At 69.6% G+C, this 21,310-nt stretch carries 17 protein-coding genes; 14 read left to right on the top strand and 3 right to left on the bottom strand.

The window, feature by feature from the left end:
• The first annotated feature begins 456 nt into the window (after window positions 1–456).
• The 4 genes from IPG63_04295 to IPG63_04280 are packed head-to-tail and all read left to right on the top strand — an operon-like array spanning window position 457 to window position 6,378.
• Window positions 457–1,410, top strand: a complete 954-nt coding sequence (locus IPG63_04295) for a hypothetical protein (protein ID MBK6726473.1) — start codon at window positions 457–459, stop codon at window positions 1,408–1,410.
• A complete protein-coding gene (locus IPG63_04290; protein ID MBK6726472.1) occupies window positions 1,407–1,799 on the top strand; it encodes a response regulator in 393 nt (130 codons plus the stop codon). Before IPG63_04295 ends, IPG63_04290 begins: the two co-directional genes overlap by 4 nt.
• Window positions 1,796–4,651: a PAS domain-containing protein gene (locus IPG63_04285; GenBank protein ID MBK6726471.1), complete on the top strand. Its 2,856-nt coding sequence runs from the start codon at window positions 1,796–1,798 to the stop codon at window positions 4,649–4,651. Before IPG63_04290 ends, IPG63_04285 begins: the two co-directional genes overlap by 4 nt.
• Before the next feature lie 8 nt (window positions 4,652–4,659).
• Window positions 4,660–6,378, top strand: a complete 1,719-nt coding sequence (locus tag IPG63_04280; GenBank protein ID MBK6726470.1) for a PAS domain-containing protein — start codon at window positions 4,660–4,662, stop codon at window positions 6,376–6,378.
• Here IPG63_04280 and IPG63_04275 read toward each other — a convergent pair.
• Window positions 6,329–8,878, bottom strand: coding sequence for a cation-translocating P-type ATPase (locus tag IPG63_04275; GenBank protein ID MBK6726469.1), 2,550 nt, complete (start codon window positions 8,876–8,878; stop codon window positions 6,329–6,331). The two genes, IPG63_04280 and IPG63_04275, sit on opposite strands and share 50 nt — an antisense overlap.
• A gap of 45 nt (window positions 8,879–8,923) precedes the next feature.
• The gene (locus IPG63_04270; GenBank protein ID MBK6726468.1) at window positions 8,924–9,124 is read right to left on the bottom strand and encodes a hypothetical protein; all 201 of its coding nucleotides are present in this window, start codon (window positions 9,122–9,124) and stop codon (window positions 8,924–8,926) included.
• A gap of 189 nt (window positions 9,125–9,313) precedes the next feature.
• Between IPG63_04270 and IPG63_04265 the strand changes: the two genes are divergently transcribed.
• From IPG63_04265 to IPG63_04255, 3 genes are all read left to right on the top strand, one after another.
• Window positions 9,314–9,550 carry a hypothetical protein gene (locus tag IPG63_04265; protein ID MBK6726467.1) on the top strand — a complete coding sequence of 79 codons (237 nt, stop codon included), beginning with the start codon at window positions 9,314–9,316 and terminating at the stop codon, window positions 9,548–9,550.
• An 88-nt stretch (window positions 9,551–9,638) separates the two neighbouring features.
• Window positions 9,639–10,100 carry a hypothetical protein gene (locus tag IPG63_04260; GenBank protein ID MBK6726466.1) on the top strand — a complete coding sequence of 154 codons (462 nt, stop codon included), beginning with the start codon at window positions 9,639–9,641 and terminating at the stop codon, window positions 10,098–10,100.
• A 384-nt stretch (window positions 10,101–10,484) separates the two neighbouring features.
• Complete coding sequence (locus IPG63_04255; GenBank protein MBK6726465.1) at window positions 10,485–12,875, top strand: serine/threonine protein kinase; 2,391 nt, start codon at window positions 10,485–10,487, stop codon at window positions 12,873–12,875.
• 45 nt (window positions 12,876–12,920) lie between these two features.
• Here the strand turns inward: IPG63_04255 and aceK are convergent, their stop codons facing one another.
• Window positions 12,921–14,636 carry a bifunctional isocitrate dehydrogenase kinase/phosphatase gene (gene aceK / locus IPG63_04250; protein MBK6726464.1) on the bottom strand — a complete coding sequence of 572 codons (1,716 nt, stop codon included), beginning with the start codon at window positions 14,634–14,636 and terminating at the stop codon, window positions 12,921–12,923.
• Window positions 14,637–14,857: 221 nt separating this feature from the next.
• On the opposite strand from aceK, the gene IPG63_04245 reads away from it, so the two are divergent.
• The 7 genes from IPG63_04245 (at window position 14,858) to IPG63_04215 (ending at window position 21,208) form a co-directional block, all read left to right on the top strand.
• Window positions 14,858–15,223: a DUF1924 domain-containing protein gene (locus IPG63_04245; GenBank protein ID MBK6726463.1), complete on the top strand. Its 366-nt coding sequence runs from the start codon at window positions 14,858–14,860 to the stop codon at window positions 15,221–15,223.
• Complete coding sequence (locus IPG63_04240) at window positions 15,189–15,752, top strand: diheme cytochrome c (protein MBK6726462.1); 564 nt, start codon at window positions 15,189–15,191, stop codon at window positions 15,750–15,752. Before IPG63_04245 ends, IPG63_04240 begins: the two co-directional genes overlap by 35 nt.
• Window positions 15,721–16,407 (top strand): cytochrome b/b6 domain-containing protein, encoded by a 687-nt coding sequence (locus tag IPG63_04235; GenBank protein ID MBK6726461.1) that lies wholly within the window; start codon window positions 15,721–15,723, stop codon window positions 16,405–16,407. The genes IPG63_04240 and IPG63_04235 overlap by 32 nt, the downstream gene beginning before the upstream one ends.
• A 24-nt stretch (window positions 16,408–16,431) precedes the next feature.
• Window positions 16,432–17,100 (top strand): response regulator, encoded by a 669-nt coding sequence (locus tag IPG63_04230; protein MBK6726460.1) that lies wholly within the window; start codon window positions 16,432–16,434, stop codon window positions 17,098–17,100.
• Entirely contained in the window at window positions 17,097–18,446 is a 1,350-nt protein-coding gene (locus IPG63_04225) for a sensor histidine kinase N-terminal domain-containing protein (GenBank protein ID MBK6726459.1), read from the top strand. Before IPG63_04230 ends, IPG63_04225 begins: the two co-directional genes overlap by 4 nt.
• Window positions 18,447–19,480: 1,034 nt before the next feature.
• Window positions 19,481–20,356 carry a hemerythrin domain-containing protein gene (locus IPG63_04220; protein ID MBK6726458.1) on the top strand — a complete coding sequence of 292 codons (876 nt, stop codon included), beginning with the start codon at window positions 19,481–19,483 and terminating at the stop codon, window positions 20,354–20,356.
• A gap of 12 nt (window positions 20,357–20,368) precedes the next feature.
• Window positions 20,369–21,208 carry a response regulator gene (locus IPG63_04215; GenBank protein MBK6726457.1) on the top strand — a complete coding sequence of 280 codons (840 nt, stop codon included), beginning with the start codon at window positions 20,369–20,371 and terminating at the stop codon, window positions 21,206–21,208.
• Window positions 21,209–21,310: the final 102 nt, after the last annotated feature.

The raw sequence follows: 21,310 nt of genomic DNA, 5'->3' as shown, positions 1-21,310 counted from the left end.
TATGCGCTGTTCGCCGCGCTGTGGATCTGGGGCAGCGACGTCCTGCTTGCGCTGCTGGTGGACGACCCGGCCCACCTGATGCGGATCAGTTCCTACAAGGGCATCGCGTTCGTGGCGGTTACTGCGGGCCTGCTCTGGGCGCTGACCCGCGCCACCTACGCGCGCATCGAAAGCGGTTACCTGGAAGCGCAGGACAAGGACCGCCAGTTGCGCGCCAGCGAGCACCGCCATCGTGACTTGCTCGACCGCATCCTTGAAGGCTGCCAGGTGATCGGCCGCGACTGGCGTTACCTGTACCTGAACCCGGCAATCGAGGCCCACAACCGCCGACCCAGCGCCGAGCTGATCGGCAAGCGCATGCAAGAAGTGTGGCCAGGGATCGAGGCGACCCGCCCCTTCGCCTTGATGCAGCGTTGCATGCTCGAGCGTGAGCCGTTTCAGGAAGTAGTCGAGTTTGTGTTCCCGGATGGCGAACACGGATGGTTCGAGTTGAACGGCTACCCGGTACCGGAAGGCATCGCGGTGTTCTCGATCGAGATCAGTGCGCGCAAGCAGGCCGAGGCGGCGGTACTGCGCGCCAACCGCGAACTGGAGGCGACCGTGGCGGAGCGCACCGCGCAGTTGCAGGCGGCGCTGGCGCGGGCCGAGGCGGCGGACAAGCTCAAGTCGGCGTTCCTGGCGACGATGTCGCATGAGTTGCGCACGCCGTTGAACTCGATCATCGGCTTCACCGGCATCGTGCTGCAGCGGCTCGCCGGGCCGGTCAGCGAGGAGCAGCAGCGGCAGCTGACCATGGTCATGGGCAGCGCACGGCACCTGCTGGGGCTGATCAACGACGTGCTCGACCTGTCCAAGATCGAGGCCGGGCAGTTGCAGATACGGCACGAGCCGGTCGATGTCGTCACCGTGGTCGAGCGGGTGCTCGACTCGGTGCGGACGCAGGCGCAGCACAAGCAGCTGACGCTGAACCTGGAGTGCCCCGAGACGCTGCCCGAGATCAGCGGCGACCGCCGCCGCATCGAGCAGATCCTGCTCAACCTGCTGAGCAACGCAATCAAGTTCACCGATCGCGGTGGCGTCACGCTGCGCGTCGAGGCCGCACCAGCCTGGTTGCCAAGCGCCGCGAATGGCGCGGTGCCGAGTGCAGCGCCGGATGCACGCCCGGCGCTGCGCTTCCGCGTTCTCGACACCGGCATCGGCATCGCCGAAGACGATCTGGCGCAGTTGTTCCAGCCGTTCCGCCAGGTCGATTCCGGGATCGCTCGCCAACACGAGGGCACCGGACTCGGGCTCGTGATCTGTCGCCGCCTGGCCGGGCTGATGGGCGGCGAGATCACCGCATTCAGTCGCATCGGTGAAGGCAGTGAGTTCACCGTCGTCCTTCCCCTGCTAACGGCGCCCGCGACATGAAACCGATGATCCTGCTGATCGAGGACAACGTGCAGAACCGCTATCTGCTCACCTACCTGCTGGAACAGCATGGTTACCGGGTTGTCTCCGCGGTCGATGGCCCGAGTGGCGTGGCGCTGTTCCAGACGGCGCGACCCGGCCTGGTGCTGCTCGACATCCAGTTGCCCGGCATGGACGGACATGCAGTGGCGCGGGCATTGCGCTCGCTCGACCCGACGCGCGCGGTGCCGATCGTCGCGGTAACCTCCTACGCCATGGTCGGCGATCGCGAAAAGTGCCTGGAAGCCGGTTGCGACGGCTACCTGGAAAAGCCGATCAACCCCGAAACCTTCGTTGCCGAGATCTCGCGTTTCCATCCTCCCGGCGCGGAGCAGGAGCCGCCGTCATGATCCGCATTTTGGTCGTCGACGACCACCCGCAGAACCGCGATTACCTGTGCACGCTGCTGCAGGCACATGGCCATGAGATGCAATGCGCCAGCAATGGCGCCGAGGCGCTGGCGCAGGCGCGCGCGGCGCCGCCTGATCTTGTGGTTTCCGATCTGCTGATGCCGGTGCTCGACGGCTATTCGCTGCTGCGCGAGTGGCGCGCCGACCCGCAGTTGCGGGCGTTGCCGTTCATCGTCTACACCGCCACCTACACCGAGGAGGAAGACGAGCGTCTGGCGCTCGATCTGGGCGCCGACGCCTTCCTGCTCAAGCCCTGTGAGCCGGAGTTGCTGCTAGAGCGGGTGCGTGCGGTGCTGGCAGCGCCGAAGCCGGTGGCGGCGGGCAAGGCCGCGCCGGTCGGTGGCGAGGAGGCGCTGATGGAGCGCTACAGCCGCGTGCTGATCCGCAAGCTGGAAGAACGCTCGCGCCAGCTCGAGGCGGCCAATCGGGAGCTGCGCCACGACGTCGACGAGCGCCATCGCAGCGCGGTCGCGCAGCGTGCCAGCGAGGCGCGGTTGCGCGCGATCATCGACAGTGAGCCGGAGTGCGTGAAGCTGGTCTCGGTCGATGGTCGGCTGTTGGAAATGAACGCCGCCGGGCTGCGCATGGTCGAGGCCGACGACGCCGGCCAGGTACTCGGCAAGGCGGTGCTCGGGCTGGTGCACCCGGAGGACCGCGAGGCCTTTCTCGATCTGCATCTGCGCGCCTGCGCCGGCGAGAGCGGGGTGCTGGAGTTTCGCATCATTGGCCTGCGCGGCCGCGAACGCTGGGTGGACATGCACTCGACGCCGCTGCGCGAGGGCGATGGCAGCGTCACCGCCGTGCTCAGCGTCACCCGCGACATCACCGTACGCCGCATCGCCGCCGCGAGCGAACGCGCGCTGCTGCACGATCTCGACGCCGAGCGCGCGCGCCTGGTGCTGGCGCAGCGCATCGGCCGCATCGGCAACTGGGAATCCGATCTCGACAGCGGCCGCGTGTTCTGGTCGGAGGAGATGCACCGCATCTTCGAGACCAACCCGATCGAGTTTCAGCCCAACCTCAAGAGCCTGCTGCTGCGCGTGCATGCCGAGGATCGCGCCGCCGCGGAGCACGTGTTCAAGGAATCCCTGCGCCACCCCGGCGGCCAATTCCAGATCGAGCACCGCATCGCGGTCGGCAACGGTCGCATCAAGCACGTCGAGCAGCGCTGGGAGGTGGTCGGCGAAAACGGCCGCGCGCATCTGGTGTTCGGCACCACCCGCGACATCAGCGAGCAGCATGCCGCGGCACGCGCCCTGCAGCTCGAACACGAGCGCCTGCTGGAAGCGCAGCGGGTGGCGCGGATCGGCAGCTGGGAGTTCGACCTGGCCAGCGGTCAGGTCCAGTGGAGTGAGCAGACACACCGCTTGTTCGAGACCGATCCCGCTACCCACCAGCCGAGCTTCGACGGCTTCATCGAGCGGTTGCACGTGGACGACCGGCCGCGGCTGCTGGAGGCGTGGCAGCGCTCGATCACCGAGCCGGCGCTGTCGATGGCGGCAATCCAGTACCGCGTGCCGTTCGCCGATGGGCGCTGCAAGTTTCTGGAGGCGCAGGGGCAGGTGTTCACGGGACTCGACGGCGCGCCGGTGCGCGTCCTCGGAACGGTGCGCGATGTCACCGAACAGAAGCTCGCCGAGGCCGCGGAGAAGCGCAGCAATGCGCTGCTGCAACAGAGCGAAGAACGCTTCCGCGAGATGGCGGAGAACGTCAGCGACGTGTTCTACAACTACGACCCGGCGGCGCGGCGCATGCTGTACATGAACCCGGCCTTCGAGCGCGTGTTCGGGCGGCCGCTCGCGGAAATCCGCGACAACCCGCACGCCTACATGGACTGCGTGCACCCGGACGACATCGAGGCGGTGCTGGCGGCGTTTGACGCGCAATTGCGCGGCGAGCGCAACAGCAGCGAGTTCCGCATCCTGCGCCCGGACGGCGAAGTGCGCTGGGTGCACCAGCATGCCGAGCCGATCGTCGCAGCAGACCGCCGCGTCGAGCGCATCGTCGGCAGCATGCGCGACACCACCGCACGCAAGCTCGCCGACGCTCGCCTGCGCCAGTCGCTGACCGATCTCGACCAGCGCAACAAGGAGCTGCGCGAGTTTGCCTTCGTCGCCTCGCACGACCTGCAGGAACCGCTGCGCAAGATCCGCGCATTTTCCGAGCTGGTGGTCAGCCGCTACCGCGAGGCGCTGCCCGAGCCCGGTCGCGACTACCTCGATCGCATGCACCAGGCCGCCGGGCGCATGCAGGTGCTGATCGACGACCTGCTCGAATATTCGCGCATCAACACCGGCGGCGCGCGCTTTCGCGACGTCGACCTGGCGCAGGTGTGCAAGGACGTGCTCAACGACCTCGAACAGCGCATCCGCGCCAGCGACGCGCAGGTGCAGGTGGCGCCGCTTCCGCACCTGCGCGCCGACCCGACGCAGATGCGCCAGTTGCTGCAGAACCTGCTCGCGAACGCGCTCAAGTTCCGCCGCGAGGGCGTGCGCCCCGAGATCGCGGTGGTCTGCAGTCTGATCGACCTCGACGGCGTGCCCGGCGTGCGCATCGAGGTCGCCGACAACGGCATCGGCTTCGAGCAGGAACATGCCGAGCGCATCTTCGCGCCGTTCCAGCGCCTGCACTCGCGCAGCGAATACGAGGGCAGCGGCATCGGCCTGGCGATCGTGCGCCGCATTGTGGCGCGGCACCGCGGCCGCATCCAGGCGCTGGGCACGCCCGGCGCCGGCGCGCGCTTCATCATCGACTTGCCGAGCGCGCTCGACGCGCCCGATACCGAGAGCTGAGGTCGGGCTTGGCCTGCATCCTGGTGGTGGATGAGGACGACGCGGCACTGGCCGATGTCGTCGGCCTGTTCGAGGCACAGGGTCACCGCGTGCTGATCGCGGCGACGGCAGCACAGGCGCAGGCCGTGGCGCTGCAGCAGGCGCCCGATCTGGTGCTGGTGCAGCTGCGACGCAGCGCGCTCGAGGGGTACGCCCTGCTCTGTCACTGGCGCTCGCAGCCGGACTTGTGCGGCCAGCGCTTCGTGTTGCACGTTGTCGCCGACCCCGGGCGCGACGACGCACGGCTCGCCGTCGAACTCGGCGCCAATGCCTTTCTCGCCTGGCCCTGCGCCGCGCCGATCCTGCTGGCACGCGTGGCCACCGTGCTGGCGGCGCCAACCGTTCTGCAGGTGCTGCCGGAACAGGTGCCGGAACAGGTTCAGCGCGTGCTGCTGCAGCGGCTCACGGCGTGTGCTGCGGAACTCGAGCGCAGCCGCCGCGAGCTGCGCAACGACCTCGATGCACGCCGTCGCGCCGAGCATGCATTGCGCGTTGGCGAGGCGCGGTTGCGCGCGGTGATCGACAGCGAGCCGGAGTGCGTGATGCAGGTTTCGCTGGACGGTGCCTTGCTCGACATCAATCCGGCCGGGCTGCGCATGATCGAAAACGAGGACCTGGCCGCGGTGCGTGGCTACCCGGTGCTGGAGTTGGTGCATCCGGGCGACCGCGTCGCCTTCGTCGACCTGCACCTGCGCGCCAGCACCGGCGCCACCGGCGTGCTCGAGTTCCGCCTGCTCGGACTGCGCGGTGGCGAGCGTTGGGTGGAATCGCATTCAACGCCGTTGCGCGCCGAGGACGGCTCGGTGCAGGCCGTGCTCAGCATCACCCGCGACATTTCCGCGAGTCGAGCGGCGGCGGTGCGGCTGCGCGCCCAGGCCGACGAGCAACAGCGGCTGCTGCGCGCGTTGGAGCGCGAACGTTCGCGCCTGCTGGTGGCGCAGCAGATCGCCAAGGTCGGCAGCTGGGAATCGTCCCCGGACAGCGACGAGGTGTACTGGACCGAGCAGATGCACCGCATCTTCGAGACCCACCCGGCGCGCTTCAAACCGAACCTGCAGAGCACGCTTGAGTGCGTGCATCCGGACGACCGCGAGCGCATCGAGAGCACCTACAAGGACTCGATCCGTCGCCCCGGCGGCGGGCCGCGCCGGGTGGAGCATCGGCTGCGCATGGCCGATGGCCGCATCAAGCATGTCGAGCAGTGCTGGGAAGTGGTCTGTGGCCCCGACGGGCGCGCCACGCTCGCCTTCGGCACCAGCCGCGACATCAGCGAGCAGCACGCGGCGCAGGTCGCCTTCGCGCGCCTGCAGCGCGCCGCGACGGCGTTGTTCGACGCCTTCTGGGAGTGGAGTGCCGACAGCGACGAGCTCAGCTTCAGTGCGTCCGACCCGGTGTTCGCGGCGACCGCGCCGCAGACGCAGTCGCAGCGACTGGCGCGCATCCACGCCGACGACCGCGCGCGCGTCGCCGCAGCGCTGGAGCGGGCAATGGGCGCAGGTGCGCCGAGCTGGAACGGGCACTACCGCTGGTGTGCGGGCGCGGCCGGCGAGATCGCGGTACACGAGCGCGTGGCCGTGCTGCGTGATACGCAGGGCTGCGTGCAGCGCGTGGTCGGCGGCCTGTGCCGCGTCGATGCGCTCAGTGCGGATGCCCCGACAGCCACGCCCGCACCCGCGGCAGGCGCTTGAACGGCAACAACGTGGCACCGCCGCAGACGCCGATGACGATGGCGAGCGCGGCCGCGGCCAGCGGCGGCAGCGCGAACCCGAACAGCTCGCGCAGGCCGGGTACGCCGATGCACGCGGCCACGGTGCTGCCGGCAGCGAGCGCGATCCACCAGTAGCCGCGACGCGAGCCCGCGGCACCGGCGTGGTGGCTGGCATTGGCGCGCACTAGCATCAGGTTGCCGGCGGTCAGCGCCAGGAAGGCGAGGGTGCGTGCCCGTTCGGTGCCGGCGCCATCCTGCAGCGCGAAGGCATACACGCCGAGGCAGGCGAGCAGCAGCGCCGCGCCCTGGGCCAGGCCGAGCAGCAGATGCACGCTGCCGATCAGCGGCTCCGATAGTGCTCGCGGCGGTCGTTGCATCAGGCCCGGCTCGGCGTCCTCGTTCTCGAAGGCGATGGTGCACATCGGGTCGATGATCATCTCGGTCAGCACCACGTGCGCCGGCAGCAGCAGCGGCGGCAGACCGGCGAGCAGCGGCAGCATCGCCAGCCCGGCGATCGGCACGTGGATGGCGACGATGTACAGCATCACCTTGCGCAGGTTGTCGAAGGTGCGACGGCCAAGGCGCACGGCGTCGACGATGCGCGCGAAGTTCTCGTCGAGCAGTACCAGGCCGGCGGCCTCGCGCGCGACGTCGCTGCCGCGCTCGCCCATGGCGATGCCGATGTGCGCGGCCTTCAGCGCCGGCGCGTCGTTGACGCCGTCGCCGGTCATCGCCACCACCTCGCCGCGTGCCTTCAGCGCTTCGACGATGCGCAGCTTCTGCTCGGGCTGGACGCGTGCGAACACGTTGCAGGCAGCGAGGCGCGCGCGCAGCAGCGGGGCGTCGAGCGCGCCAAGCTCGCTGCCGGTGACGGCCTCGGCGCCGCTGTCGAGCCCGGCCTGGTGCGCGATCGCGCGTGCCGTGGTCGGGTAGTCGCCGGTGATCATCTTGACCGCGATGCCGGCGGCGCGCGCCTGCGCGATCGCCTGCGGCACCGATTCGCGCAGCGGGTCCTCGAACGCGATCAGGCCGAGCAGGGTGAACTCGAATGCGCGCACGTCGGCGGGCGCGGATTCGCCGTGGCCCTGTCCGGCGGCGACGGCGAGCACGCGCAGGCCGTCGCCGGCGAGCGCGGAGACGCGTGCCAGCAGCGCGCTGCGCTGGTCGTCGCGCAGACGGCACAGGCCCGCGATCGCTTCCGGTGCGCCCTTGCTGGCGACGCGCTGGCGGTCGTGTTCGTCGCGCCACAGTTGCGACATCGCCGGCAGTTCGGCGCTGAGGCCGTACTGGCGTTCCAGCCGCCATTCGCGATGCAGCAGCGTCTGCTCCAGCGCGCCGCTGGCGAGCGTGTCGACGGCGCGGTCCATCGGGTCGAAGGTGCGGCGGCGCGTCGCCAGCAGCGCGTGTTCGAGCAGGTGCTGCAGCGGTGCGGTGAGTGCGGCCGCGCCATCGCCGACATGCCAGCGCGCATGGCCATCATCGAGCAGCTGCACGCGCATGCGGTTCTCGGTGAGCGTGCCGGTCTTGTCCACGCACAGCACGGTCGCGGCGCCGAGCGTTTCGATCACCGCCGAGCGCCGCGCCAGCACCTTGATCTTGGCCAGGCGCCAGGCACCGAGCGCGAAGAACACGCTGAGCGCGAGCGGAAACTCCTCGGGCAGCATCGCCATCGCCAGTGCGATCGCCGACAGCAGGCCCTCGCTCCAGGCGCCGCGCGCGAGCCCGTGGTACAGCAGGAGGCCGAGGCTGACGAGCGCCGCGAGCAGTCCGAACAGGCGCACCAGGTGCGCGGTCTGGCGTTGCAGGCGCGTGGGTTCGGTGTCGATCACTTCGAGCGCGCGGCCGATCGCACCGCTGCGCGTGCGCGCGCCGGTCGCGGTCACCCGCACCAGGCCCTCGCCGCTGACGACCAGGGTGCCGGCATAGATCTGCGCCAGGTTCTCGCCACCGGGCAGCGCGCTGGGGTCGGCGGACTCGTCCGGCGCGAGCGCGCGCTTGCGTACCGGCACACTCTCGCCGGTGAGCAGGGACTCGTCGACCGCGAGTTCGCGCACCTCGAGCAGCACACCGTCGGCGGCGACGCGCTCGCCCCCGTCCACCAGCAGCAGATCGTCCGGCACGACATCGGCCGCGGCGACGCGCTGCACGCGGCCATCGCGCAACACCACCGCATTCGGCGCGCCGAGCGCACGCAGCGCCGCCAGCGCGCGTTCGCTGCGCCGCTGTTGCGCCACCACCAGGCCGATGGTGGCGGCGGCGAAGACGCCGAGCAGCAAGCCTTCGGCCAGATCCCCGAGCAGCAGGTACAGGCCGGCGGCGAGCGCCAGCAACAGGAACATCGGCTCGGTCAGCACGCTGCCGAGCACGCGCCAGAACCCGCGGCGACCCGTTTGCGGCAGCAGGTTCGGCCCGTGACGCGACAGCGCAGCGCTGGCTTCAGCGCTGCTCAGACCATGGCGGGAAGGATTGGGTGCGGGCATGGTGCGGCGATCATGCGCGATCGCCGCAGCCCGCGCACGCGGCGACTACAACGCCTTCGGCCCGCGCAGGATGCGCGCCGGCAGCAGGATCAGCGCCTTGAGGAACTCGAACACGCCGCTGACGACGATGCCGACCAGCCGGAACGGCAGCAACAGCACCCACACGATCGGGTACAGCACCAGCGCGAGCAGGGCCAGCGGCCAGCACAGCACGAATAGCAGGCACCAGAGCAGGAACGTCAGCATTGCCATCTCCACACGTCCATGATCGGACGTCGCGGATGCTACGGCAGCGCCGCTGTCGCCGCGATAAACGCATGGCCTATGCGCCACCGCCCCCGCGACCGCCTGCAATTCGTTGACCCCGCTCACCGAGCGCCGCAGACTCTCCGCAGATCCTGACACTTCGTCGGGGCGACGGCTTTGGACCTGGTCATGAAGGCACTCGGATGGATTGACGGCGCTCCTGATGGCGCGAACGCGCTGGCACTCGGGGAGATACTCATCGAGGCCGAGCCAGCGTCACTTCGCGAGTTGGCACGGTTTGTCGTCCACGCGGCAGAGGAAATGGAGCGCATGGGTTCTGCCTACGACCACATGCACTTTCGAGACGTGTCGGCTGCGTGCCGCGACACGTGGCCAGAGATCGTCATTCTGCGCGAGCGAGTCTGAGCATGCGACCGGCCGATCACCGAAACGCGGGCTCGCATCACCCACACATCGTGGCGCGAGGGCGGGTGGAGGGGGCGTCGGGCCTGCCATGAAGGTCTCAGCTCGTCCATCAGTCACATGGTTCGGAAGACTGCTGTCTCCTCCGGTCGTCACCGCATTCGCGCTGCCGCTTCCCCTGGTGTTGATCGCGGCGGCCCGGAAGCATGAGCTCGTTGGCCCCTTGTTGTTATACGCTGCAGTGCTTATGCCGTCGGTGATTCTCTCGGCGCTCTGGTTCGCGGTCTTCGCGCCACTCGTCATGTTCTCCGTGAGCAGGCCAGGGCTGGCTCGACCCGCATTCGTCATCCTGTTTTCGGTGCTGGTCGCGAGCCTGTTCGGAATGGCGCTGGGCTTCCTGGCTCACGCATATCTGCCGCCCCATGAGTTCAAGGCCGTCCCCTCGGTCTGGAGCGGGCTCCTGTCCGGCGCCTTGATGGGCGTGTATTTCGGATTCGTCGCCGGGTTGGCGAAGTGCTTCTCGCCTGGTTTGTCTGACCACGGTTCAATCTAACCGATGGGAGAGGGTGCGACATCCTCCGGTGTCCGGGTTGCCCATCCCAGTCGGGCGAGGCGACGCCGAGTCTGGTAGTGGGTCGCGAGCTCCGCCGCAGCTAATTTAGTTTGAGGGTCGAACCTAAAATAACGACCGCCATTATTCTAGGTTCCGCCTCCCGGGCAGCGTGTCGGTTGCGGTTGCGGTCGCCGGGCCACTATTGCCTTCTTGCCGGGCGAATACTCGACGGCTGATGGTGCGGCTGCGTGGCGGTCGGCGGTCGGGGCCTGATCCATCCTTGCAAATGCGGAGCATCGCTCCACAATTGCGCGCAAGATTCCCCGTCGCCGACGGGATCGAGGCCAACTCGCGCGGCGATTTGTGCAGGGAGTTGTCGTCGGGATGAGCGCCAAAGACGTGCCAGTCGATTTCACCCGCTTGCCCAGCGATGAGCGCACCCGCGTCGGCGGCGTGGGCGCGGGCGCGCCGGCAATGGCCGTCGACGGCGCGGCGCGGCTCGGGCGCTACCGGCTGATCGAATCGCTCGGCGCCGGCGGCATGGGCCAGGTGTGGTTGGCCGAACGCGCCGACGGCGTCTACGAACATCGCGTCGCGATCAAGATCATGGCCGGCGTGCTCGGTGATCCGCTCGCGGTCGCGCGTGCCAATGCCGAGCGCCAGTTCCTGGCCACGCTCGAACATCCCGGCATCACCCGCGTGCTCGACGGCGGCACCACCGAGGCCGGGCAGCCGTATGTGGTGATGGAGTACGTCGACGGCGTCGCCATCGACGAGCACTGCCGCCAGCATGCGCTGCCGTTGCGTGCCCGCGTCGAGCTGTTCCTGCAGGTGCTGGAAGCGGTCGATGCCGCGCATCGTGCGCTGATCGTGCATCGTGACCTGAAGCCGTCGAACGTGATGGTCAACCGCGACGGCCAGGTCAAGCTGGTCGACTTCGGCATCGCCAAGGCGCTCGGCCAGGACGCGCAGGCGGGCTCGATCACCAAGGGCATCGGCCCGCTGACGCCGAGCTACGCCAGCCCGGAACAGTTCGAGGGCAAGGTGCTCACCACTGCCTGCGATGTCTGGTCGCTGGGTGTGCTGCTTTATCGACTGCTCACCGGGGTGGCGCCATTCCAGGTCGACCGCGTCCAACTGCACGAGATCCCGACCCTGCTCAGCGGCGGCCTGCGCACGCGCGCGAGCAGCGCGCTGGTGGTCGCCGAAATCGGTGTCGGCGAACGCGAAACGCGGCCGTGGCGGCGTCTGCTGCAGGGCGATCTCGATCGCGTGCTGGCCAAGGCGCTGAGCTACGAGGTGGAACGCCGCTACGGCTCGGCGCGCGAATTCGCCGACGATCTCGAGCGCTGGCTGGCGCATGAGCCGGTGCGCGCGCGTGGCGGCGGTGCCTGGTATCGCGGTTTCAAGTTCCTGCGCCGCCATCGCCTGCCGATGGCGGCCGCCGCAGTCGCGTTCGTGGCGTTGGTCGGCGGCCTGCTGGCGACGCGGCGCGAGGCCGAGATCGCCGAGCGCGAGCGCAACAATGCGCGCGATGTCGGCGAGGTGATGGCGCACCTGCTGAGCCACGCCAATCCTTCCGTCGCCGGTGCCGATTCCGGTGCCACCACCATCGCCGCGGTGATGGACCGCATCCGCGACCAGCTCGCCGCCGGCGCTTTCGACGCGCGCCCCGAGGTCAAGGTCGAGCTTGCGCGCATCATCAGCGACAACCTGCGCTGGCAGGGCCGCTACGCCGACGCCAGCGCGCTGCTCGGGCTGCGCGTCGACACCATCCGCAGCCGCCTCGCCGCGCACCCGACGCTGCCGCTGCTGGCCGACGCCGACGAGGCGGCGACGCTGTTCGATCAGCAACGGCTGCAGGAATCCGACGCGCTGTTCGCGCGCACCTTGCCGCGCCTGCGCGCCGCCTTTGCCGACGGCGCGATCGACGCGCCGGCATTGGTCACCGCACTCAACTACTGGGGCTACCTGCGCCGCACGCTGGGCGATTCGGCCGCGGCCGAGGCGCACTTTCGCGAAGCACTCGGGCTCGCCGACGCGCTCGCGCCCGAGGATTTCTTCCGCATCAGCACCACCCAGAGCGTGCTCGCCTCGACGCTGGCCGACCAGGGCCGCTTCGACGCGGCGCTGAGCGCAGCCGCGGCGGCGGTGCGCGCGTTCGAGAGCGTCCCCGGACGGGCGCTGATGCCGGACTACGGCTTCGCGCTCACCGTGCACGCCGGGTTCCTGGTCGAAGCCGGCGAACTCGCCGCCGCCGACGCCGAGTTGACGCGCGCCGAAGCGCTGTTCCGACACACGCTCGGCGACGCCCACCTGTGGCTCGGCGACAACCTGCGCAACCAGGCCCTGCTCGCGCTCGCTCTCGGCGACATCGACCGCGCCGCACGCAACGCCGAGGCCGCCCGGGCGATCTACGAGCGCAGCTTCGGCGAGAAGTACGACCACTATCCGACGGTGCTGGTCGCGCAGGCCGAAGTCGCCGCTGCTCGCGGCGCGCACGCCGACGCCGAAACCCTGTTCCGGCGCGCCCTGCGCCTGCGCGAGTCGAATCTGCCGCGCGGACACTTCTTCACCGCGCTCACCCAGAGCGCCTTCGGTGCGTGGCTCGCGCATCACGACCCCGCCTCCGCCGAGGCCCGCGCTCTGCTCGAATCCGCCCACGCCACCCTGCGCCAGACCCAGGGCGAGGACAACCCCAGAACCCGCCTCGCCCGCAGCCGCCTCGAGAAGCGGGGTCAGAACACATTTCCGGAGGTGCCGCCGCAGCGTTGAGGTGGGGCGAAAAGTGTTCTGACCCCGTTTTCCACCCCGTTTTTCCTACCGCAACCGCAAGGCCTCCGGATACGGGGCGATTTCGGGTGGGTCGCTGGCGCGGAAACGGTCTTGCAGGGAGCGCCACCAGGAGGCGGTGAAGATTTCGCTGTGGGTCACGAGCAGGGCGGCGCGGTCGTCGGCGGAGAGGCCGAGGAATTGCGGGAACTGTTCCGGGAAGACGTCGTGGTCGTCGACGTGGAACCAGGCGCCCTGGTGCATTTCCTCGTCGTCGCTGGACGGTTTCGGCAGTTCGCGGAAGCGGCACTCGGTGACCAGGCACAGCTCGTCGTAGTCGTAGAAGATGGCGCGGCCGTGGCGGGTGACGCCGAAGTTCTTGAGCAGCAGGTCGCCCGGGAACACGTTGGCGTTGGCCAGGTCCTGGATCGCCTGGCCGTAGTCCAGGATCGCGCGCCGCGCTGCCTTGCGGTCGTCGGCCATCACCACCAGGTTCAGCGGCTGCAGGCGGCGCTCGACGTAGCAGTGCAGCAGCACCACGTCGTCGCCGTCGGCGACCACCGACTCGGCGCAGCCGCCGAGCAATTCGTCGAGCACCGCCGGCGCGAAGCGGCTGCGCGGGAAGCGCAGGTGGCGGAACTCCTGGGCGTCGATCAGGCGCCCGGCCCGGTCGTGCTTGAACACCAGCTGGTATTTCGCGACCACGTCCTGGCGCGCGATCGTCTTCGGCGGCGCGAAGTGGTCGCGGATCACCTTGAACACCAGCGGGTAGTCGGGCAGCGTGAACACCGCCATGACCATGCCCTTGGTGCCGGGCGCGTGCACGAAGCACTCCGGGCTTTGTTCGAAGTGGCGGAAGAAGTGCCGATAGCGCTCGGTCTTGGCCTGCTTCAGGCGCCCGAGCATGGCGTACCACTCGTCCATCGCCTTGCGCGGCAGCAGGGTCTTCAGGAACACCACGGCGTCGCCGACGGTTTCGAAGTCGGCCATGAAATAGGAGCGGGTGATGCCGAACAGCACCGCCACGTCGTCGCGCTCGGTCAGCACCGCGTCGACCACGATGCCGCCGTCCTCGGCGCGGTGACGCAGCGCGACCACGATCGGCGCATAGCGATCGGCACCGAAGACGCGTCCGACCAGGTAGGCGCGGCGCTCGCGGTAGAACACGGTTTCCAGCATCTCGATGGCGCGCACCGGGCGCTCGCCCCAGTGCGCGAGACGGCGTTCCAGGTCGATTGCGAGCGCCACGGCATCGGCGCGCCGCTGCGCGTAGGGCACCGCGAACGGATAGTCCTCGAGCAGCCGGTCCATGCTATCGGCGAGCGCGTCGCCGACCGAGTAGCTGTGGCGTGCGACCGGATGGGTGATGCGGTCGGTGGGCTCGATCGCGAGCGCCACGAACTCGATGTCGGCATCGACGCCGCGGGTCTTGAAGAAGCGCCGCGTCAGCGTGTTGTAGAAGGTCTGGTACAGCTCGCCGTCGAGCAGGCCGGCGATCGCCTGCGCGAACGCGGGCTTGATCGCGCACCACACAGCACGCTCGTGCGCGCGTTCGCGCAGCGTCGCCAGCAGCGCGTTGCTGGTCTCGGCCACGCAGCGGTCGTAGAGCTCGATGCGCTCGACCAGGTCGGCCTGCATCGGCGCCCATTCGCGCTGCTCGAAACGCGCGCGGGCGCGGCGCGTGATCGCAGCGAAGCGCGCGTTGTAGTCGTCGAAACCCTCGCGCAGCTGGCGCGAGGCAAGTAGGGCAAGGGCGTCGGGCATGCGGCACTCCGGTCGGCCACCTGCCAATCGCATGTTCGCGTCGAGCACGCAAGCCCCGGCCACGACGCAGCGCAGTAGCCGCACCGCAGCTGAACCGGGCGCCGCGCACTTAAGAAAACCCTAAGCCGCGGATCGGAGCATCAGTACCGACACCCGGAGGCACCATGAACACCCGCTCGATTTCGATCCGCCACGCGCTGGCCGCGTCCCTGCCCCTGCTGATGTTGTTCGCCGCACTCGGCGCGCAGGCCGAGACGCCGGCGCAGCTCGGCGATGGCTACGCCCGACAGGCCGGGGCCAAGGCCAAGGGCGACGCGAACCGTGGCATGCAGCTGTTCACGCAACGCCACGGCAGCGACTGGAGCTGCTCTTCCTGTCACGGCGACCGGCCGGTCGTGCCCGGGCGCCACGCGAGCACCGGCAAGACCATCGCCCCGCTCGCACCCACGGCCAACCCGCAGCGCTTCACCGACCCGGCCAAGGTCGAGAAGTGGTTCCGCCGCAACTGCAACGACGTGCTCGGGCGCGAGTGTTCGGTGCTGGAGAAGGCCGATGTCATCGCCTGGCTGTCCAGCCTCAAGTCCTGACCCACGGAGCGCAGCCATGAGCCGAGTCCATTTCACGCTTGCCGCCCTCTGCCTGATGCTGCCGATGGCGGCGGCGGCGGCGCCGGCACAGGCGCAGGCGCAGGCGCAGGCGCAGGTGCGAGCCGAATCCTCCGTCGCCCAGTCTCCGAAGCCTGCCTACCTCGAAGAGTGCGCGGCCTGCCACGCCGCATTCCTGCCGAAGATGTTGCCGGCTGCCTCCTGGCAACGCCTGATGCGAGGCCTCGACCGCCACTTCGGCACCGATGCGGCGCTTGCGCCGGCGCTCGCCCGCGAGATCGAAACCTGGCTGGTCGCCAACGCCGGTGCAGCGAAGCGTTTCGCGCCGGACCTAGCACCGCCCGAGGATCGCATCACCCGTGCGCGCTGGTTCGAGCGCCAGCACCACGGCATCCGTGCCAGCACCTGGCAGCGACCCTTGATCGGCAAGCCCTCGAACTGCACCGCCTGTCACCGCACCGCAGACCAAGGAGTCTTCCATGAACACGACGTCCGAATCCCGAAACAGTAAACCGCGCCCGGCGTCGATCCTGGTCTGGGATCTGCCGGTGCGCGTCTTCCACTGGGCGATGGTGATCTGCTTCGCCGGCGCCTGGCTGACCGCCGAGAGCGAACGTCAGCGCCTGCTGCACGTTGCCTTCGGCTACACGCTCGCCGGCCTGGTCGCATTCCGCGTGCTGTGGGGTTTCGTCGGCACGCGTCATGCGCGCTTTGCCGCCTTCGTGCGCGGACCACGAGCGCTGGCTGGCTACCTGCGCGGACTCTGGTCCGGTACGCCGCCGCACTGCGTCGGCCACAACCCCGCCGGCGGCTGGGCGATCCTGGCCCTGCTGGCGTTGGCGGTGGCGGTCGCCGCCAGCGGCATCGTCACCTACCAGGAATGGCTCGGCGACGGCTTCGAGGAGGTGCATGAGGTCGCCGCCAGCCTGATGCTGCTGGTCGTCGGCGTGCACGTGGTCGGGGTGCTGGCGAGCAGCCGCCTGCACCACGAGAACCTGGTGGCGGCGATGTTCAGCGGTCGCAAGCACGGCCTGCCGGCAGACGGCATCGGCAGCGCGCGCAACGTCCTCGGCGCCGCCCTGCTGTGCAGCGCGCTCGGCTTCTGGGTCTGGCAGGCGTGGCCCCCGGAAGCGCCGGCGGTCGAAGCCGCGGCCGAGCAGCGCTGAACGCGCACGTGGGACAATGCCGGTGTGCGCATCCTGCTGGCCGAAGACGATCCGTTGCTCGGGGACGCCCTGCGGGTGGGGCTTGCTCAGCGCGGCTGGCAGGTGGACTGGGTGCGCGACGGCCTGGCCGCGGAACGCGAGCTGCGCGCCGAACCCTATGCGGCCGCGGTGCTCGATCTCGGTCTGCCGCGACAGGATGGCCTCGAGGTGCTGGCTGCGCTGCGACGCGAGCAGTGCACGACCCCGGTGCTGGTGCTGACCGCACGCGATGCCGTGGCCGACCGCATTCGCGGCCTGGATCGCGGCGCCGACGACTATGTGCTCAAGCCGGTTGATCTGGATGAACTCGCCGCGCGCCTGCGCGCGCTGGTGCGACGTGCCCACGGTCTGGCCGCGGAGCGCCTGCACGCCGGCGATGTCGAGCTCGATCCGGCCGCGCGCACCGTCACCCGCGCCGGCGTGCCCGTGCCGTTGCCTGCGCGCGAGTTCGACGTGCTGCAGCAATTGATGTTGAGCGCCGGCCGCGTGCTCTCGCGCGAACAGTTGGAGCAGCGCGTGTACGGCTGGGGGCAGGAGATCGACAGCAACGCCATCGAGGTGCATGTGCATCACCTGCGGCGCAAGTTGGGCGCCGAGCTGGTGCGCACCGTGCGCGGCGTCGGCTATCTGTTGCCACGCGCGGTGACGTCATGAGTCTGCGCCGGCCCTCGTTGCAGCGGCGTCTGCTCGGCCGGGTCCTGGCAGCGGTTGCCGGGCTATGGCTCGCGGCCGCAGCGCTGACCTGGTTCGACACCCGGCACGAACTCGAGGAACTGCTCGACGGCCACCTCGCGCAGGCGGCGTCCGCCCTGTTGGCGCAGCGCCATGGGGATGACGACGACCGCCCGGTCGAGGCGCGCCCGCTGCATCGCTATGCATCGGCCGTGGCTTTCCAGGTGTTCCGCAACGGGCGCCTCGCGCTGCGTTCGGCGGACGCGCCACGGCAGCAGCTGGTGGCCGGAGACATCGGCGAAGGGGGGCGTTTCCACGACGTGCGTATCGACGGCGCGGCATGGCGCGTGTTCGTGGCGCGCAGCGCCCGGCGCGATGTCGTCGTCCAGGTCGGCGAGCGCAGCAGCGCGCGCAACGCCATCCTCTGGGCTGCCCTGCACAACACGCTGTGGCCGCTGCTTTGGTCGCTGCCGTTGCTGGCGCTGGTGGTGTGGTGGGCGGTGGCGCGTGCCATCGCGCCGCTGCATCGACTGGGTCGAGCGCTGGCCGGACGCGAGCCGCAGGCACTGGAGCCGCTGGCGCTGGACGATGCCGACCGCGAACTGCTGCCGCTGGTCGAGGCGCTGAACCATCTGTTCGCCCGCATCGAGGCGCTGCTCGGCGCCGAGCGCCGCTTCACCGCCGACGCCGCGCATGAACTGCGCACGCCGATCGCGGCCATCCGCGCCCAGGCCCAGGTCGCGCTCGGTGCCGCGGACGACGGACAGCGCCGCCATGCCCTGGGGGCCACGATCGCCGCTTGTGATCGGGCCGCGCGACTGGTCGAACAGTTGCTCACGTTGTCGAGGATCGAGTCATCGGGCCCGTTGCAGCTGTCAGCGGTCGAGCTGGAGGCGGTGGCTCGCGGGGTGCTCGGCGAACTGGCCGCGGCTACCGTTGCGCAGCAGCGCAGCCTGTCGTTGGACGCCGAAGCGGAGGTCCGCTGTCGCGCTGACGCGCTGCTGCTCGGGGTGCTGATCCGCAACCTGGTCGACAACGCGTTGCGCTATGGCCGCGAGGGCGGTCGCGTCGAAGTCGCCCTGCGCCGGTGCGGTGAACACTTCGAGTTGCGTGTCGACGACGACGGACCGGGGCTCGATGCAGCGCAGCGGCAACGCCTGGGCGAGCGCTTTTTCCGCGTACTCGGGCGCTCGCCCGAAGGCAGCGGCCTGGGCTGGTCGATCGTCCGCCGCATCGCCGACGCGCACGGTTTCGAGATCGCGGTCGACCGCTCGGCGCTCGGCGGCTTGCAGGTCCGGTTGACCGGGCCGCTGCTCCGCGCGTCGTGATCGCACCGGCGGGTACACACGCAGGCGCCACGCCGAGAACATCGCCAGCAGCAGCCAGAGTCCGGAGCTGATCCACCACAACCGGGTCAGGTCGGGGCCGGTCACCCAGGCGAAGGCGAATTCGGCGCCGACGGTGTTGAGCGTGGCGTGCATCAGCATCGGCAGCAGCAGGTTGCCGCCCGATCCGAGGTAGAGCCAGGTCACCACGAAGGTGGCGGCCACCACGCCGAGCAGGAATGGCAGCACCTGCGGCAGTGCCACCGCGTGCCCGAGCAGCGGCAGGTGCCACAGGCTCCAGATCGCGGCGAGCACGGCGCTGCCGCGCAGGGCGCCGAAGCGCTGCGCCAGGTGCGGCAGCAGGAAGCCGCGCCAGCCCGGTTCCTCGCCGAGCGCGACGAACAGCAGGATGATCAGGAAGCTCTCGATGCGTCCGGGCCAGGCCGCCCACTGCGCGGCGGTCGGTGCCGGCGCGCCGAGCCAGGTGTTGAGCAGCACCGCTGCGGCGGTGATCGCGAAAGGCGTACCGAGCGCGAGCAGCAGCCATCGCCAGCGGACGCGCACCCGCACCGTCGCCGCCAGCAAGGCGCGCACGCCGCTCTTTCCGACGCAGAGCCCGGTGACGATCAATGCCGCGACGAATGGCCCGAGCGGATTGGGCCCGGTGTGGCGCTGCTGTGCGAGCGCGATGAACCACGGGTACCAGGACAGCGCGAAGGCCAGCACCAGGAACACGCTGACGGGGTAGGCACGGGTGAGTTGCCGCAGGCTCGTGAACATGGACGCCCCTCGATGCGCGGCGCCGCGGCCGCCCTGTCGCTTCCGATGCCACGCGCCAGCGTTGGGTTGCCATGACTCCTGGGAGGGGCGAGGGGCGCCAGCGGGGAGGTCTCGCTACCCATCGATTTCGAGGAGTCTCCGACTGAGGCCCGCCGCGAAAGTCACGCCAAGAATTGTGTAACGGAGACTTTGTTGACGCCACCTTCGCCCGTCGCGGCGCAGGCTCGGGTCGGGCTTGGCTCGTGACTGGAACGACGATGGAATTCAAGCTCTTCCAATGGGGGCCGCGTTTCGAGTGCGGCATCGAGTCGGTCGATACCCAGCACCGGCGGCTGGTGGAGCTGGTCAACCAGCTGGCGCGAGTGCGCGACGAAGCCGATGCCGCGGCGCTGCCTTCGATCCTAGATGGCATCGGCGACTACGTGCAGTTCCATTTCGACAGCGAGGAGCAGGTCTGGCACGGGGCCGGGCTCGACCCACAGATTCTGGCGGCGCATCAGCGCACCCACATCGGCTTCACCGAACAGATCGAGGCATTCCGGGCGGTGTTCGACGGGCATCCGCTGGAGTTGGCGCATTCGCTGCACGGCTATCTGTGCGGCTGGCTGGTGTTCCACATCCTCGGCGATGACCGCCGCATGGCCGGGCTGGTGCTTGCCGGCAGCGGCGAAGGCGGCGAGACACCGGCGCGCTATGTGCCCGACCCCTTGCTGGTCGAGGCGCTGCGTTCGATGGACCGCGCGCTGACCACGATGAACGGGCGCCTGCGCGCCACCAACCTGGAACTCGAGCAACGGGTGCAGGCGCGTACCCGCGAACTGCAGGAGCAGCAGGAGCGGCTGCAGCAGGTGCAACGGCTGGAGTCGCTCGGCCAGTTGACCGGCGGGGTTGCGCACGATTTCAACAACCTGCTCACGGTCGTGCTCGGCAACGCCGAGATGCTGGTTCAGTTGCTTGAGGACGAACGCCTGCGGCCGCTGGCCCTGATGATCCAGAACGCGGCGCTGCGCGGTGCCGAGCTGACGCGCTCGCTGCTCGCCTTCGCGCGCCGGCAGCCGCTCGATCCGCACGCCGTGGACCTGCACCTGCGCATCGTCGAGATGCTGCCGCTGTTGCAGCGGGCACTGGGCTAGCAGGTCGAGATCATGCTGGTCGGTGGGCCGGGCTTGCCGAAGGCGATGGTCGATGCCGCGCAGTTCGACCATGCCCTGCTCAACCTGTGCCTGAACGCGCGCGACGCGATGCCCGCGGGCGGGCGCCTGCGCATCGAGAGCGCCGCCTGCCGGCTGGAGGCGGACGCGCAGACGACGCGTCCGGCAGGCAACTACTTGCGCGTGCAGGTCAGCGATGCCGGCTGCGGCATCGCCCCCGAGCATCTGCTGCAGGTGTTCGAGCCGTTTTTCACGACCAAAGAAAAAGGCAAGGGCACCGGGCTCGGCTTGTCCATGGTCTATGGCTTCGTGCGCCAGTCCGGCGGCCAGGTCGAGCTGCAGTCGGAGCCCGGCACCGGCACCACGGTGAGCCTGTACCTGCCGCTGGCAGCGGCCGACGCCGTCGATGCGGCTGGCGTCGTCGCCGAAGGGCCGCTGGTCGGAGGCAGCGAGACCGTGCTGTTGGTCGAAGACGATATCCCGGTACGCGAGCTGGTCCGCAATCAGCTGGCTGCCCTCGGCTATTGCGTGGTGGTCGCCGGCAACGGCCCCGAGGCATTGTCGATACTCGGCGTTCGCGACGAGATCGACCTGCTGTTCACCGACGTGGTCATGCCCGGTGGCATGAACGGCCATCAGCTCGCCAGCGCCGCCCTCGCCCTGCGACCGCGGCTGCGCGTGCTCTACACCTCCGGCTACACCGATAACGCGGTGGTCCACGACGGCCGCCTCGACTCCGGCGTGCGGCTGCTGAACAAGCCCTACCGGCACGCCGAACTGGCCGCGATGGTGCGTTCCGCGCTCCTGCAATCTGCCGAGGCCCGCGTGACCTGAGGCGGCGATCGGTGCAGGCCGCAACTTGACCGTACCGATCCGTCGCATAGACTGCGCCTGGCTTGGTTCGGACTTCCCACGCCCGGGTGTCGAATGGCATTG

The organism is Lysobacterales bacterium (assembly GCA_016703225.1).
Lineage (GTDB): Bacteria > Pseudomonadota > Gammaproteobacteria > Xanthomonadales > Ahniellaceae > JADKHK01.
This window is presented reverse-complemented; position numbering and strand designations above follow the sequence as displayed.

Bases quoted from the DNA above. Each gene is read 5' to 3' on its own strand.
- IPG63_04260 (MBK6726466.1), top strand. From the start codon at position 9,639: ATGAAGGTCTCAGCTCGTCCATCAGTCACATGGTTCGGAAGACTGCTG.
- IPG63_04215 (MBK6726457.1), top strand. From the start codon at position 20,369: ATGCTGGTCGGTGGGCCGGGCTTGCCGAAGGCGATGGTCGATGCCGCG.
- IPG63_04220 (MBK6726458.1), top strand. From the start codon at position 19,481: ATGGAATTCAAGCTCTTCCAATGGGGGCCGCGTTTCGAGTGCGGCATC.
- IPG63_04240 (MBK6726462.1), top strand. From the start codon at position 15,189: ATGTCATCGCCTGGCTGTCCAGCCTCAAGTCCTGACCCACGGAGCGCA.
- IPG63_04235 (MBK6726461.1), top strand. From the start codon at position 15,721: ATGAACACGACGTCCGAATCCCGAAACAGTAAACCGCGCCCGGCGTCG.
- IPG63_04225 (MBK6726459.1), top strand. From the start codon at position 17,097: ATGAGTCTGCGCCGGCCCTCGTTGCAGCGGCGTCTGCTCGGCCGGGTC.
- IPG63_04265 (MBK6726467.1), top strand. From the start codon at position 9,314: ATGAAGGCACTCGGATGGATTGACGGCGCTCCTGATGGCGCGAACGCG.
- IPG63_04270 (MBK6726468.1), bottom strand. From the start codon at position 9,124: ATGCTGACGTTCCTGCTCTGGTGCCTGCTATTCGTGCTGTGCTGGCCG.
- IPG63_04285 (MBK6726471.1), top strand. From the start codon at position 1,796: ATGATCCGCATTTTGGTCGTCGACGACCACCCGCAGAACCGCGATTAC.
- IPG63_04255 (MBK6726465.1), top strand. From the start codon at position 10,485: ATGAGCGCCAAAGACGTGCCAGTCGATTTCACCCGCTTGCCCAGCGAT.
- IPG63_04290 (MBK6726472.1), top strand. From the start codon at position 1,407: ATGAAACCGATGATCCTGCTGATCGAGGACAACGTGCAGAACCGCTAT.
- IPG63_04275 (MBK6726469.1), bottom strand. From the start codon at position 8,878: ATGCCCGCACCCAATCCTTCCCGCCATGGTCTGAGCAGCGCTGAAGCC.
- IPG63_04245 (MBK6726463.1), top strand. From the start codon at position 14,858: ATGTTGTTCGCCGCACTCGGCGCGCAGGCCGAGACGCCGGCGCAGCTC.
- aceK (MBK6726464.1), bottom strand. From the start codon at position 14,636: ATGCCCGACGCCCTTGCCCTACTTGCCTCGCGCCAGCTGCGCGAGGGT.